The following is a 13930-nucleotide window of genomic DNA, read 5'->3' on the forward strand; positions in this document are numbered from 1 at the left end:
ACTTATCTAAGAGACTGCGCCGTCCTTTGTGGGATTTTTGTTCATCTACTAATATGAAAAGAGAGAATGCTCATGAAAATCATCTTCCGTTCCATTGGTTATGTTCTATTATCATGTGTCCTTGGATCTTCTTCTGCTGGAGCCTATTCCACAGCATCTGTTAAGGAGACAAATGCCTCGCAAAGGATAGAGCAGACCTCCAAGGAATCAGCAAAACAGGGGGAGACGGTTCAAATGTTAACCAAAGTGTCTAAGGCAATAACGAATTTGTCAGACTGGACATTGCAAGGTAGAGGTAATCTGGAAGATACGGATGAAGGACTTCGTCTGACTTCGGACGCCGGGGAGAATGTGATGGCCATATCGGCCACACGAGCCGATAATTTTATCTATGAAGCTGATTTGATGATTCAGGATATGAAAGCAGATACGAGTCTTATTTTTCGATCCAATGATACAGGCTGGTCTTCATATATGCTGCAAGTGGTTCCCCAGGCTGGTGTGATACGTCTAAAAGATGCCAGTGGAAAGCCGGGAACGTTAAATGTAGAACATAAAGCAAACCTTCAATCTGGAGGTATCTATCATCTGAAAGTGAAAGCGGACGGAGAGAGTCTTCAGGTATATTGGGATAATCGGTATGACCCGGTGATTGATGTGAAAGACAGTACCTACTCATCAGGGAATCTTGGGCTTCATGTGTGGGATGGGTCGGCTTTGTTCCAGAATGTGCAGGTTAGTACCATGAATGGTAATATTGGCAAAACGATTAGCAGCGTAGGTGAATGGCAGCCGGATTTGAAAGGATATAAAGGGAAAGCAAACGCGCAGGGGAAAGGAAGAGTCATCTACGAGAAAGCGACATCTGATTTTGTATATGAAGGAAATATATCGCTTGCCAATGCGAGTACCTCAGCAGCGCTGCTATTCAGGGCAAATGCAGATGGAACGAATGGATATGAAGCAGCCCTGATTCGGGAAGGGGAAGAAGTTCGGGTACAACTTCGAAAAGCGGACGGTACCGTGCTCGTCAGCTCGAATCGCAAGTTTCCAAGCCAACCGGGAGCGAGGCATCACATCGAAGTTATAGCCTCTGGCAGCTTGATTCAGGTCTATGTAGATGGGTACACGCCTGCGGCTGTTGAGGTGACAGATAAAAGCTACGCTAATGGAAATGCTGGACTTGTCGTTCAGGAAGGCATCGCTTATTTTCAGGATATCTATGTAACGGAAGAGTCGGTGTACTATAAAGAGAACTATCGTCCCCAGTACCATTATTCTCCGATTCGAGGATCGGCAAGTGATCCAAACGGGCTGGTCTATTACGAAGGAGAATATCATCTGTTTCATCAGGATGGAGGCACCTGGGCTCATGCAGTCAGTTCTGATCTGGTAAATTGGAAGCGTTTACCTATTGCGTTACCTTGGAATGATCAGGGCCATGTATGGTCGGGATCAGCAATTGCTGATCTGAATAATGCCTCCGGTCTGTTCACGGATTCGGGCGGAAAAGGTCTGATTGCGTACTACACTTCCTATCATCCAGATAAACCTGGTGGCAATCAGCGTATCGGCCTCGCCTATAGTACTGATCAAGGCCGGAATTGGCAATACGCCAAAGATCGTCCGATTGTCATTGAGAATCCGGGCAAGAATGGTGATGATCCGGGAAGCTGGGATTTCCGTGATCCGAAGGTCGTCCGGGATGAAGATCACAACCGTTGGGTGATGGTGGTGTCCGGCGGGGATCACATCCGGTTCTTTACTTCAACCAATCTGCTCGATTGGACCTTAACCGATAACTTCGGATATGGCGATTATGTTCGAGGTGGTGTGTGGGAGTGTCCCGATCTGATTCAACTGCCTGTAGATGGAACGGATCAACGTAAGTGGGTGCTAATGATCAGTACAGGGGCCAATCCGAAGACCCAAGGGTCAGATGCGGAATATTTTGTAGGCCAGCTAACAGCTGATGGGAAATTCCTGAACGATCATCGGGCTGGTCAAGTGTTGAGAACGGACTTCGGTAAGGAGTTCTATGCATCGATGTCCTTTGCGAATATGCCAGATCAGCGGAAAGTCATGCTTGCATGGATGACGAACTGGGATTATCCGTTTGAATTCCCAACTTCCTCATGGAAGGGACAACTGACCATACCGAGAGAAGTCTCTCTTCGAACCACGGATGAAGGAATACGTTTGGTGCAAACACCAATCACTGAACTCCAGACACTGCGGCATAACCTGTATAGTGCACAGCAAATGGTGGTGGGACCAAAAACAAAAAATCCGCTTGATGGCCTAACGGCGGGTGCGTATGAGATTGAAGCTGAAGTGGAAATCCCAGCTAACAGCTCTGTAACCGAGTTTGGTTTTCAACTGCGTCAAAGAGAAGGGCAGAAGACCACTGTAGGATACAGAGTAAATACGCAGAACATGTTCGTGGATCGCACCGCTTCGGGAGACGTAAGCTTCTCCGACTTATTCACCAAGGTAAACGAGGCCACGTTACAACCTGAAAATCGAAAGGTGAAGTTACGTATATTGGTCGATGAATCCTCTATAGAGGTCTTTGGCAATGATGGCAAGGTGGTCTTCTCGGATGTCATTTTTCCAGATCCGGCGGGAAGGGCAATGGCTTTTTATAGCCTTGGTGGGGAAGTGAAGGTGAGCTCCATGAAGGTGTACGCCTTAGATAACATCTGGAGAAAGAGCACTTCCTCCAAGTCTCAGGTTATTGCAGATATACAAAGAAGAACGGCGAATGTTGGGCAGACACAAACGCTGTACGCCACGGTGGAAGGCAGACCCGGAAAAGGCGTCACTCCAGCGTTGAAATGGAAGGTAAGCAATCCTAAAGTGGTGCAAATCATTCATTCTGATAAAACGAAAGCGACGGTTCGAGCTGTGGGTGGAGGCGAAGCACTAGTAACGGTATCAACGGCAGACGGCAAAGCTTCTGCCCACATACCGATAACGGTATCCAGTGGCATATTCCATACCAACTTGTCCGGCTGGAAGTCGGATAAATCATCTGCCCAATGGCTTATTTCCAAACAAGGCATACAGGGCAACTATAGTGGAGATACACAATATATCGCACAGGAAACGGCAGGGGATTTTCAATATGATGCTGATCTGACGCTGGGAGCACTGGGTGGAGCAGGGTCTATTGTATTCCGTGCAAGTGAGGATGGACGAAGCGGCTACTATTTGAATATGGACCCAAACCTGAAGTCCATCCGATTATTTTATAAAGAGAATGGAAAAAGCGAAAATCGACAGGTACTTGCTCAAATCCCGAGATTCGTTCGTAAAGATCATACGTATCACATCCGGATTCAGGCGAACGGTCCTCGAATTCAGGTTGATGTAGATGGTGAGCGAATTCTGGATCTTCAGGATGGAACGTTTGTCGAAGGACATTTTGGACTTCATGTGTTCGGTGGGAATGTGTCATTCCAGAATGTGAATGCAATCCATAGGAAGAACGCAGAATTGGAGCAGGTGATGATTCATAACGCAGGACGTCCCGTTGCGTTGCAGGCTGTTCCATCTGAAGTAGGAGAAGTGATAAGAGTTGCCGACGAGGCAGAGAGTGCGAGTAAAGGCTTCAAATGGGTACTTGTACCGACAGGCGATGATTCCGGCTCTTACTCCATTCGAACCTTGAGTGGAATGTCTCTTGATTGGGATGTAGGACAGAATCGTATTCAGCTCTATTCGTATCTTGGTTATGCGAATCAACGCTGGAACATTTCAAAGAATGCGGATGGGACGATGCGCATTACAAGTTCTCATAACGGGAAAGTACTTGGCATATCCGAGGATGGGGCTAAGCTGGTAATGGATGAGTATCGTCAAGAGAATGAGTATCAAAAATGGGTTATTAAGCAACAATAATAGAGAAAAGGGGTGCAGTTATCTCCAAGCACGCTCACGGTGAACATTTACGAATTGTTTTCGCTAGTTTTATGCCTATCGTTCGCTTTTATGTGTTATTTACATGTTAACTATATCTTTTGGGTTGCCTAAAATCGTAGATATATGTATAATCAATCGTGTTAACACGTCGAACGTACGGTAGTAAATGATGTGGGTGAGTTCATGGAACTGCTGGACAGCAATGAGAGCAAGAAGAAGATGTGCCAGTATTATAACGAAATTTCGAAGGAACTGTTCGGCTTTGGCACCACTCTCCTGAGAGTGACCATTGATCAGAACATTGTGACCTTCTACGCGAAGCACCGACGTTCACCGCGCTCTGACGCCCTGGAAGGGGAGGCCCCCGGCTTGAAGCTGGAAGTGGACTTCCGCATGTCTGTCTTGTATAAGAAGAAATTCAGGGAGAAGTTGGAGCAGCACATGGGTTTGCCAATCGAAGCTGTATTACGGGATTACGATGCGTCCACGCAGTGGGCCATTACGAATGTGATATTGGAACAAGCATAGGATGGATCGACAGGTTCGATGCATGCGTTGCACACAATTCTAATTCATCATTCGGATTCCGAACAATTTCATATGATGGCGTCTGACTTCGGATTGATTCTGAAGCAGAAACCGATGATGTACCGGCAGCGGGTGTCGCTTTCCTTTGTTTACGAAGAAAAGTGTTCTTGTTTATACAAGAATGCTTTTCTTTTTGTTTTTTTAAGTTGAACTATATAAGCCCAACTAACAAAGATTTACACTGGCACTCCGATGACAGAACAACCTTCCGATCGCTGTTATTCCCAGATTTCTTTGATTGTATTTAGAAAAGGTGAAATCCGGGAATAAAGGCGAAGCGTATGCTTTCGATGCAGCTTTCTTTCAGAAAGCTTTTAGCTCCGCTACTTCAGGTTTCTTCTGTCCTCTACGTTATTGTGTGAAATTTTTAGTTGAGAATATCAAGCTAGTTCAACTTAATGGTTTGGGTTGTTAAAACACACATATTAGGGGGAATCAGGATCATGATGAAGAAATGGATTAGCGGTTTGGCGGCAGTGGCAATGACATCGGTATTACTTGCAGGATGCGGCAGCAGTACAGACAACGCAACAGGTGGATCAGGCAGCGGAGGCACGGCGCCAAACAAACTGGTCATCTCCACTTGGGGGTTCTCGGAAGATTTCTTCAATGAAGAAGTATTTGGTCCATTTGAAAAAGAACATAATGTAGACATCGTGCTTGAAGTGGGTAACAACGCTGAGCGTTTGAACAAAATCCGCCAAGGTACATCCAATGTTGATGTGATCTATTTGTCCGATTACTATGCACAACAAGGTATCGATGAAGGTCTGTTTGAGAAAATCGACCGTTCCAAAATTCCAAATGTAAATGACATTTATGATATTGCCAAAGCACCACTTGGTGAAGATTATGGCCCGGCCTACACGGTTGGACAGCTCGGTATCGCTTATAACCCAGACCTCGTTAACAAAGAAGTCACTTCATGGGCTGATCTGTGGGATCCAGCGTTTGCGGGTAACCTGACCATTCCGAACATTACGGCAACAGCAGGCCCAATGGTATTGGATGCAGCTTCACGTGTAGCCGGAAACGAAACATTTAATGAAGATGCAGCTTTTGCGGAACTGAAAAAATTAAGCAGTAACGTTGTTAAATTTTACACGCAAACCTCCGAATTCGTGAACATGTTCTCCCAGGAAGAGATTGCTGGCGGACCGATTATGGAAATGTACTTCAAAGATTTGAAAGCGGCAGTGCCAAATGCGAAGTTTGTTACGCCTAGCGAAGGTGCGTATGCCGTCATGAATACGATCAATGTCGTGAAAGGCAGCAAGAACAAAGAACTCGCCGAAGAATTCATCAACTGGCAGCTCAGTCAGGATGTACAAACCAAATCCGCCAAAGCTAAAGTGGATTCCCCGGTAAATACAAAAGTTGAATTGAATGCCGAAGAAGCTGAAGGTGTAACGTATGGTGCGGACGTCGTTGGCAAGCTGAACAAGCTGGATATGGAATTTGTGAATCAACAGGCTAAAGCATGGACAGATCGTTGGAACCGCGAGATTGCACAATAAGCATAATTAGCGTTAGAACGATAAGGTTTAGAGACAGGTATAGATTGAGCGCGACAAACAAAAATTTGCAGCAAGCATTATTTTAACGGCAGAGGAGTTGGGCATGTATGAGTGAAACAGGAAATCGCATCATTCTGGATGTGGATACCGGTATTGATGACGCGCTGGCGATCTTACTGGCCGTCAAGAGTCGGAAGCTGGACATTCTCGGGATTACCACCGTCTGCGGGAACGTATCACTTCAGCAGGCAACGGATAATACATGCAAAATTCTCGAGCTGGTGGGAGCACCCTCCATTCCGGTCATTGCCGGAGCGGCTGGGCCACTCACACGCAAATCTCACTATGAGCACCGGGTACATGGACAAGACGGATTGGGTGGTGCGCTGCCCGATCCGGCCGTGTCCAAGCAGGCGGATGAAGGTTTTGCCCCCGACTTTATCGTTGAACAAGCGAAGTTGTACCCAGGCGAACTAACACTGATCATGACCGCGCCGTTAACGAATCTGGCTCTGGCGTTAATGAAGTGTCCTGAACTACCTACATTATTGAAGGAAGTCATCTTCATGGGTGGTGTCGTTCGTGGGCATGGCAACATTACACCTACTGCGGAGTACAACACGTACGCTGATCCCGAAGCCGCACGCATTGTATTGCATGCTGGTTTCGATAAGCTAACGCAGGTGGGCTTGGATGTTACCCGCCAAACGCTACTGAATGAAGAAGCCATCGGACGATTGAGTGATCCGGTATTGCGCGAATACGTGGCACAGAGCACAGAGATTTACATCAAGCGGTATGAAGAAATGAACGGCATACGCGCCTGTGCCCTGCATGATCCACTGGCCGTTGGCGTCGCTCTTGCCCCGGAACTGGTTGGACGCAAATCGTATTACGTCGATGTAGAGACGGCTAGCCGCCTGTGTGATGGTCAGATGGTATGTGACTTCCAAAATCGTTTGGGCGAACAACCCAACACATTGGTATGCGAAACGGTAGATGCCGAAGCATTCCTTGAGTTATTTATTAACGCATTAAATTCTTAATTGCTCGACCCAATAAGATATTTATACGATTGCGGAGAGTGCAGAACCGATCTGGAGAAGCGAAGCGTTCCCCTTTATCCCCCGATTTTCTCCATTGATAAGGAATAAGAAAAATCGGGGGATAACAGGGATCGAAGGACGGTACTGCAATCGGAGTATCCGAGTATAAATCTCTAATTCTTATGTCAGGAGTACCGCGATGAAGAAATCAGTATACTGGCTATTGCTGCCGGGATTTGTGTTTTTGGCGGCATTTATGATCATTCCGATTGTCCTGACGATCGGATCGACGTTTTTTCAGGAAAACTCCTTCACGTTTGAAGGATACATGCATTTTTTCAGAGACCCTTACTTTTTGAAAATATTGCTTACGACGCTGCAGGTCAGCGTGGTCACCACCATCGTCTGCGTGGTGCTCGGATTCCCGACAGCTTATTATATTTCACAGAAAGCGCCGCGTCGCAAAGGCATTCTGCTCGCGCTGGCAATCTTCCCACTTCTTACGAGCCCGGTTGTGCGCTCGTTTAGCTGGATGATTATTCTCGGACGTAAAGGGCTGATCAACAACGCCCTTGTTGGACTTGGTATCGTGGACAAGCCACTGGATATTCTGTATACGCCGGCAGCCATGATGATTGGTTTGACCCATCTGTTCCTGCCGCTCATGATCATTTCCCTGGTCGGTGTGCTTGAGAACATCGATGGTGATCTGCTCAAGGCAGCGCAGAGCCTGGGTGCATCCCGCTTCACGGCATTCCGCCGGGTGGTGTTCCCGCTGGCTGTGCCAGGGCTTGTTATCGGAGCCGTACTTGTTTTTGTCGGTAGCCTGACGGCTTATACGACGCCTGCACTATTGGGAGGCAAACAGCGCGTAATTGCGACGTTCCTCTATCAGAACGCCATGACCCTGAACGACTGGTATCTGGCCTCGGTCGTTGCTGCGATTATGATTGTCATTACGTTTGTCGTGGTCGGTGTCATGAACAAAATGGCCAAAACTTTAAATCCGAAGGGGTAGACATATGCGGGAGAAACATATCGGGCTGGGCCTGTTCAGTCTGCTGGTCTTTATCTTTCTGCTGGGCCCGCTTCTGATCATCTCGGTGACTTCGTTTGAACCGGGGACGGTACTCAAATTTCCGCCGGAGGGCTTCTCCCTCCGCTGGTACGAGAATATTTTCAACACAGGCGGTTTCCTCCGCACGTTCCAGACGTCCATCATCATTTCCCTACTGGGAAACTTGTTGGCGCTGTTGCTCGGGGTTCCGGCTGCGTACGCACTTAGTCGTTATGATTTCAAAGGCAAGTCGGTGCTGAATGCATTGTTCCTGTCTCCGGTACTCATTCCGGGAATCGTGCTTGGTTTTACATTGATGAAATACCTGATCGTGATCTATCATTTGCCGATGTATCTGGGTCTGCTAATCGGTCACACGATTATTATGCTTCCATTTATCATTCGCGTTATCGCATCGAGTCTGTCGAGCTTTGACTTTGCGGTAGAAGAAGCAGCCCTGAGTCTCGGCGCAGGACGGGTTAGAACGTTCTTCCAGATCGTGCTGCCTAACATTCGCTCAGGGATTCTCGCGGCGGTGCTGATTGCCTTTCTGGAGTCGTTCAACAACGTGGACATTTCCGTGTTTATGACCGGACCAGGGGTAAGCACATTGCCAATTCAGATGCTGACCTATGTAGAAAATTATTTTGACCCAACCATTGCAGCCATTTCCGTGCTTTTGATGGTATTAACTGGACTTTTAATGTTCGTGATCGAACGGATCATGGGCGGATTCTCATACTTTACTAAACGTTAATTGGAGGCGCAGAACGCTATGGCATTGCTGACATTGGATCGCGTATCGGTGGCTTACGATAACCAGACGATCCTGAAGGATTTTCAATTGGAGCTGGAAAAAGGTAAGCTGCTCTCCCTGCTCGGACCGAGCGGTTGCGGCAAAACAACTACGCTGCGCCTCATCGCCGGATTCCTGGAAGCAACACAGGGCAAGTTTATGTTCGGCGGCAAGGATTACACGAAGGTTCCGGTAAACAAGCGGAATTTCGGATTTGTATTTCAGAGTTATGCGCTGTTCCCGCATCTGTCTGTCTATGACAACGTGGCCTTCGGCCTGCGGATGCGCAAGGTAAAAGATAAGGATATTTCTTCACGCGTAATGCGCATCCTTGAAGTGGTGAACCTGAACGGCTTCGAGAAACGCTTCCCGCAGGAACTTTCCGGTGGACAGCGTCAACGTGTGGCGATTGCCCGCGCACTCGTCATTGAACCGGATTTGCTGTTGTTCGATGAACCGCTTAGTAACCTGGATGCCAACCTGCGGCTGAATATGCGGGTGGAGATCCGCCGGATTCAGCAGGAACTGGGCATTACGACACTTTATGTCTCTCATGATCAGGAGGAGTGCTTCTCCATCTCGGATCAGGTAGCGATTATGAACAAAGGCGTTGTCGAGCAGCTCGACCGTCCGGAAACCATTTTTAAATACCCGGCCACGGAATTTGTAGCCCAATTTATCGGCTTCCACAATTTTATTGAATTCGCAGAGCGCAGTGATGCAGGAGAGGTGATCACGCTGAAAGCGGGTGGTCGTTTGTTCACGGCAACAGCGCATCCCGGAACAGCACGTCCCGGTGCACGCAAAGGTGCGATTCGCCCGGATGATCTGATGGTTAGTGGAGATACCTCTGGTGACATGGCGAATGCTTTGCCAGGGATTATCAAAGTAAGCACGTACCTTGGACGCAGTTATCAGTACGTCATTGAGACAGAACTTGGCGACTTCACAGCCAATCAGGAGATGGAGACACCTTATCTCAGCGGACAACGGGTTAATCTGATTTTCCCGCAGGATAAACTTGTCCTTGTGGAATAGCAGCAGGAAGCAGAAGCAGCAAAAGAGGCATTTATCAGCTGAATCCAGAGCAATATAGCTAGTTGTAGCTGCTGCTCTGGATCGCTGTAAGATGCTCATGAAGAAGGAGATTATGCCCCATGCGTGCAGATCAACTAATTAAGAATGTACATGTGTATAACAGTTATTATAAACGATTCGAAATGAACAACGTGGCTGTATTGGACGGTAGATTTATGTATGTTGGTCCAGGCGGACCGGAGATGATTGAAGCCGATGAAGTGATTGATGCACGTGGACGTTACATGATCCCGGGCCTTATTGATATTCATCTGCACATTGAGAGTACAATGGTGACACCAGCAACCTTTTCCCATGGCCTGATCCGCTGCGGAGTAACGTCCATTGTGGCGGAACCGCATGAGATGGCGAATGTGTTTGGGCTGGAAGGTGTACAGGAGATGATGTCGGCAAGTCGTGAGACAACGGTGGACATGTTCTACGCTATCCCAAGCTCCGTTCCGGCGACACCGATGGAAACAACAGGTGGTTCAATCGAAATCGAAGACATGGATGTGCTGCTCGCTACTGGAGAGATCATCTGTCTCGGTGAGATCATGAACTATGTGGACGTCATCCGTGATCCGGAATGCAAGACCAATCAGATTCTTCAGCATATTCGCAAAAACTATCCAGATCTTGTAATCGAAGGTCATACACCGAAATTGCTTGGGCTGGATCTGCACCGACTGATCTATGCGGGCATCGATTCGGATCATACACATCAGAGCATTGAGGGCTTGCAGGCGCGAATTGCGGCCGGTATGTTTATTGAAATTCAGGAAAAATCGATGACGTCAGAAGTCATGGAATACCTGATCCAGCATGATGTCGCTCAGCATTTCTGCTTCGTAACGGACGATGTTATGCCGGATTCGCTGGTCGAACGGGGACATCTGGATCATATCGTACGTAAAGCTATTCGGATGGGTATGCGCCCCGAAGATGCGATTTACGCTGCAACCTCAACCCCTGCATCCCGGATGAAAATGACTGATCGCGGTAGCATTGCCCCAGGCAAAGTGGCGGACTATGTGCTGCTGTCCAACTTAGATACACTTGCAGTAGAGCAGGTATACAAAAATGGCCGTAAAGCTTATGACGACTACGAACCGTACAAGCAGGACCGAATTAGTGGACAGTTCCCACCTCACTTTTACAAGAGCGTACAATTGGATCTGCTGGGAGCCGAGGATTTCGCAATCCGTTTGTCTGATCCAAAGGTGAATGGGCAAAGTGAAGCATCTGACTCAGACGCGCAGTTATCTGAAAATGGTTTAAAAAACTGCCGGGTTATGATGGTGAAGGATGGTTCAACCTTTGTGGAAGAACATATTGCACAGGTTCAGGCTGCGAATGGTGAATTGCTCTGGGAAGAGAGCGAATATGGACAGATTGCGACCTTTGAACGTTATGGAGTGAACGGCAACCGAGCACATGGATTGATTGGTGGAGACACGATTAAGCGTGGTGCCATTGCGACAACATATTCACATGATAACCACAACCTTTTGGTCGTAGGGCGCAATCGTGAAGATATGATATTGGCAGCTAACACGGTAATTTCGAGTCAGGGTGGGTTCTGTGTGGTGGAAGACGGCAAAGTGTTGTCTCATCTCGAACTTCCAGTGGGTGGCATTTTGACGGAGGAACCGCTGGCGGTAGTGTCACACCAAGTGAAAGAACTGCGTGCAGCGATGTTGTCTCTTGGTTACGTGCACTATAACCCAATCATGTCCATCAGTACCCATTCTCTTGCGGTAAGTCCGGCTCTGAAAATTACGGATCACGGCCTGATTGATGTGAATGCAGGTAAGGTTGTACCGTTGATACTTTAATTGGAATACACATAATTCGTGATGTATAAAAAGAAAAGTCCAATACCCCGTTTCGCCCACGATGAGTGGTGTGACGGGGTATTGTTCTATAACCAAGGATTCAAAATCAAAATTCTAAGCGCTGAGCTTGGCAAGAGGAACATTGAGCTAGATTTTGATCATTCCTTTTAGCGACCATTCCATATATTTGGATACCGATGGCGCAACCCATTTTCGGCTGTCATTTTCATGATTCCATACAAAGACGTCTTCTTTACAGATTCCATCCCCCGTCACTGGAAACGCGAATAAATCGCCAATTCCACTTTCACCGAAAAAGACCAAGTTATCAAATGGCATATAATATTCTTGGAAGTGGTCGTCCCGATAGTGTTTGTTTTCATTCTTGATTCGATCTACTGGCCAGATTAGTCCTAAATCATAAATGGCTCTTACCCCATTGGTTTCCAACAATATTTCCTTTAGTTCACGGGGCAGAGTGACATGGAACAAGCTCTCAACCTTTGCAATTTCGTCTCTGGAAGCTGGAGAACTGAAAGTGTACTCTTCTGAAACTCCCCTGAAATAGTCTTTCCACATGAAGGAATCCTCCTCACATTATTGAATCATGATTTGTATGTAAACCGGCGTATTGTTCAATGAAAAGAAGCAGCACTTTATAGACTGGCCCTACTGCTGATACAAAATAACAATAAGGAGAGTCTTTAGGGCTGCCTCTTCTAACTCTAGCTTACCAAGTAAGCCAACCACTCGTTCGTTTATAATTGTGAAGGAGATCGTATTGCTCGCTGTACATCAACCGTTTCATTCTGGTTCTATACAGACGATAATCATGTTTTCGATCCATTTTACTTTCTTTGTTGAAATGAACGCTCTGGATTCCTTTGCGGAAATCTTTGAGCTTCTCTTTTCTGGGATCAATGAACTTCTTGCTGTTTTTCAGACTAAGCGATTGTTCCTTTTCCCAGGATCGAATCTCTTCCAGTGTAAACATCTTCATCCCCGTTGTGCCGGGTTAAATTTTGGCTTCGAGAGCCATGGCCTTAGACACAACTAATAGAAGAAGAATTTCGGATTGAACATAAGCATCACCTCTGAGATTATTCATCCTTATTTTAACATATACGTGGTAAATCATGTTGGAGTATGAATCCTTGTTTGGACGGAGAAGCGGAATACATATATAGTTGGAAGAGTATGTTTTGAGCCAATAGCAGGAGGATTAACAACGATGATAGATAAAATAAATGCAGCTAAAGCCATCTTTTTCGATGTAGACGATACCTTGTATGATCACTTGCAGCCGCTTCGTGGTGCATTACAGCAAGTTCTTGGTCTGCCAGATGATTTCCCGTATGGGGAGGCATACCATCGCTTCCGTTTTTATAGCGACTGGCTATCTGCCCAAGAAGACTTGTCTGCTGTACCCGAACCGGAGGCGGTTGAACGGATGCGTCATCGCAGATTTGAACTGACCATGGCGGAATTTGGGTATCCCCTACAACCGGGGCAGGCTGAAGAACTGCAAGCACAGTATTTGAGTAGACAGTTTCAGATCCAGCCCTTTGATGGAGCATATGAACTTATCCGAAGACTTCTTGCAGAAGGGCATATGGTGGGATTAATTACCAACGGAGAAGGAAAACATCAGCAGCGGAAGCTCGAAGCGCTGGATGTACTCAGTCTTATTCCCGAGGAACGCATTTTCATATCGGGTACCCTTGGTTACGCCAAGCCCGATCCTAGATTATTTGAGCATGTAAGCAGGCAGACAGAATCGGATTCAGGTTCCAGTTATTACATCGGCGATTCCTGGCGCAATGATGTTGTTGGTGCGGTGGATGCCGGATGGAAAGTGATTTGGTTCAACCATCGTGATGCTTTGCCAGAATCAGAGCATCAGCCTCATCATGTTGCTCGTAGTTATGAAGAGGTAAGCTGTATCCTTACATCCGAGTTGATTCAACAATAAAGCATGAGCTATGTGCATTGGTGCTGCAGTCCTGATCCTCCATGAGGATTAGGGCTGTTTTTTGTTATATACGACGTGAGGATTGTCATTGTACATCGGTGAAAATCGAGGTATA

General features: G+C 47.0%; 11 protein-coding genes. 9 read left to right on the forward strand and 2 right to left on the reverse strand.

The features are described from left to right. Nucleotides 1-72 precede the first annotated feature (72 nt). From MHB84_RS15035 to MHB84_RS15070, 8 genes are all read left to right on the forward strand, one after another. Nucleotides 73-3903, forward strand: a complete 3831-nt coding sequence (locus tag MHB84_RS15035) for a GH32 C-terminal domain-containing protein (RefSeq protein ID WP_076287469.1) — start codon at nt 73-75, stop codon at nt 3901-3903. Between the two features lie 204 nt (nt 3904-4107). Further along, on the forward strand, nt 4108-4452 hold the full coding sequence (locus MHB84_RS15040; RefSeq protein ID WP_024632855.1) for a Na-translocating system protein MpsC family protein: 345 nt from the start codon (nt 4108-4110) through the stop codon (nt 4450-4452). A 506-nt stretch (nt 4453-4958) separates the two neighbouring features. Next, on the forward strand, nt 4959-6029 hold the full coding sequence (locus MHB84_RS15045) for an ABC transporter substrate-binding protein (protein ID WP_076287717.1): 1071 nt from the start codon (nt 4959-4961) through the stop codon (nt 6027-6029). 107 nt (nt 6030-6136) lie between these two features. Next, the gene (locus tag MHB84_RS15050) at nt 6137-7075 is read left to right on the forward strand and encodes a nucleoside hydrolase (RefSeq protein WP_076287470.1); all 939 of its coding nucleotides are present in this window, start codon (nt 6137-6139) and stop codon (nt 7073-7075) included. A gap of 199 nt (nt 7076-7274) precedes the next feature. After that, nucleotides 7275-8093, forward strand: a complete 819-nt coding sequence (locus MHB84_RS15055) for an ABC transporter permease (protein WP_063567190.1) — start codon at nt 7275-7277, stop codon at nt 8091-8093. 4 nt (nt 8094-8097) lie between these two features. After that, nucleotides 8098-8889 (forward strand): ABC transporter permease, encoded by a 792-nt coding sequence (locus MHB84_RS15060; protein WP_024632851.1) that lies wholly within the window; start codon nt 8098-8100, stop codon nt 8887-8889. Nucleotides 8890-8907: 18 nt separating this feature from the next. After that, nucleotides 8908-9966 (forward strand): ABC transporter ATP-binding protein, encoded by a 1059-nt coding sequence (locus MHB84_RS15065; protein ID WP_063567191.1) that lies wholly within the window; start codon nt 8908-8910, stop codon nt 9964-9966. A 119-nt stretch (nt 9967-10085) separates the two neighbouring features. Beyond that, nucleotides 10086-11843 (forward strand): adenine deaminase, encoded by a 1758-nt coding sequence (locus tag MHB84_RS15070; protein ID WP_076287471.1) that lies wholly within the window; start codon nt 10086-10088, stop codon nt 11841-11843. A 147-nt stretch (nt 11844-11990) separates the two neighbouring features. Here the strand turns inward: MHB84_RS15070 and MHB84_RS15075 are convergent, their stop codons facing one another. Both MHB84_RS15075 and MHB84_RS15080 read right to left on the reverse strand, forming a co-directional pair. After that, nucleotides 11991-12422, reverse strand: a complete 432-nt coding sequence (locus tag MHB84_RS15075; protein ID WP_076287472.1) for an SMI1/KNR4 family protein — start codon at nt 12420-12422, stop codon at nt 11991-11993. A 151-nt stretch (nt 12423-12573) separates the two neighbouring features. After that, complete coding sequence (locus MHB84_RS15080; protein WP_175381480.1) at nt 12574-12843, reverse strand: hypothetical protein; 270 nt, start codon at nt 12841-12843, stop codon at nt 12574-12576. Between the two features lie 231 nt (nt 12844-13074). Between MHB84_RS15080 and MHB84_RS15085 the strand changes: the two genes are divergently transcribed. After that, nucleotides 13075-13815, forward strand: a complete 741-nt coding sequence (locus MHB84_RS15085; RefSeq protein WP_076287473.1) for an HAD family hydrolase — start codon at nt 13075-13077, stop codon at nt 13813-13815. Nucleotides 13816-13930 lie beyond the last annotated feature (115 nt).

Source organism: Paenibacillus sp. FSL F4-0087, from assembly GCF_038020215.1.
Taxonomy (GTDB): domain Bacteria; phylum Bacillota; class Bacilli; order Paenibacillales; family Paenibacillaceae; genus Paenibacillus; species Paenibacillus taichungensis.

Excerpts from the sequence above, each read along its gene's own strand:
- MHB84_RS15035 (WP_076287469.1), top strand. The coding sequence starts at position 73 with ATGAAAATCATCTTCCGTTCCATTGGTTATGTTCTATTATCATGTGTC.
- MHB84_RS15040 (WP_024632855.1), top strand. The coding sequence starts at position 4,108 with ATGGAACTGCTGGACAGCAATGAGAGCAAGAAGAAGATGTGCCAGTAT.
- MHB84_RS15045 (WP_076287717.1), top strand. The coding sequence starts at position 4,959 with ATGAAGAAATGGATTAGCGGTTTGGCGGCAGTGGCAATGACATCGGTA.
- MHB84_RS15050 (WP_076287470.1), top strand. The coding sequence starts at position 6,137 with ATGAGTGAAACAGGAAATCGCATCATTCTGGATGTGGATACCGGTATT.
- MHB84_RS15055 (WP_063567190.1), top strand. The coding sequence starts at position 7,275 with ATGAAGAAATCAGTATACTGGCTATTGCTGCCGGGATTTGTGTTTTTG.
- MHB84_RS15060 (WP_024632851.1), top strand. The coding sequence starts at position 8,098 with ATGCGGGAGAAACATATCGGGCTGGGCCTGTTCAGTCTGCTGGTCTTT.
- MHB84_RS15065 (WP_063567191.1), top strand. The coding sequence starts at position 8,908 with ATGGCATTGCTGACATTGGATCGCGTATCGGTGGCTTACGATAACCAG.
- MHB84_RS15070 (WP_076287471.1), top strand. The coding sequence starts at position 10,086 with ATGCGTGCAGATCAACTAATTAAGAATGTACATGTGTATAACAGTTAT.
- MHB84_RS15075 (WP_076287472.1), bottom strand. The coding sequence starts at position 12,422 with ATGTGGAAAGACTATTTCAGGGGAGTTTCAGAAGAGTACACTTTCAGT.
- MHB84_RS15080 (WP_175381480.1), bottom strand. The coding sequence starts at position 12,843 with ATGAAGATGTTTACACTGGAAGAGATTCGATCCTGGGAAAAGGAACAA.
- MHB84_RS15085 (WP_076287473.1), top strand. The coding sequence starts at position 13,075 with ATGATAGATAAAATAAATGCAGCTAAAGCCATCTTTTTCGATGTAGAC.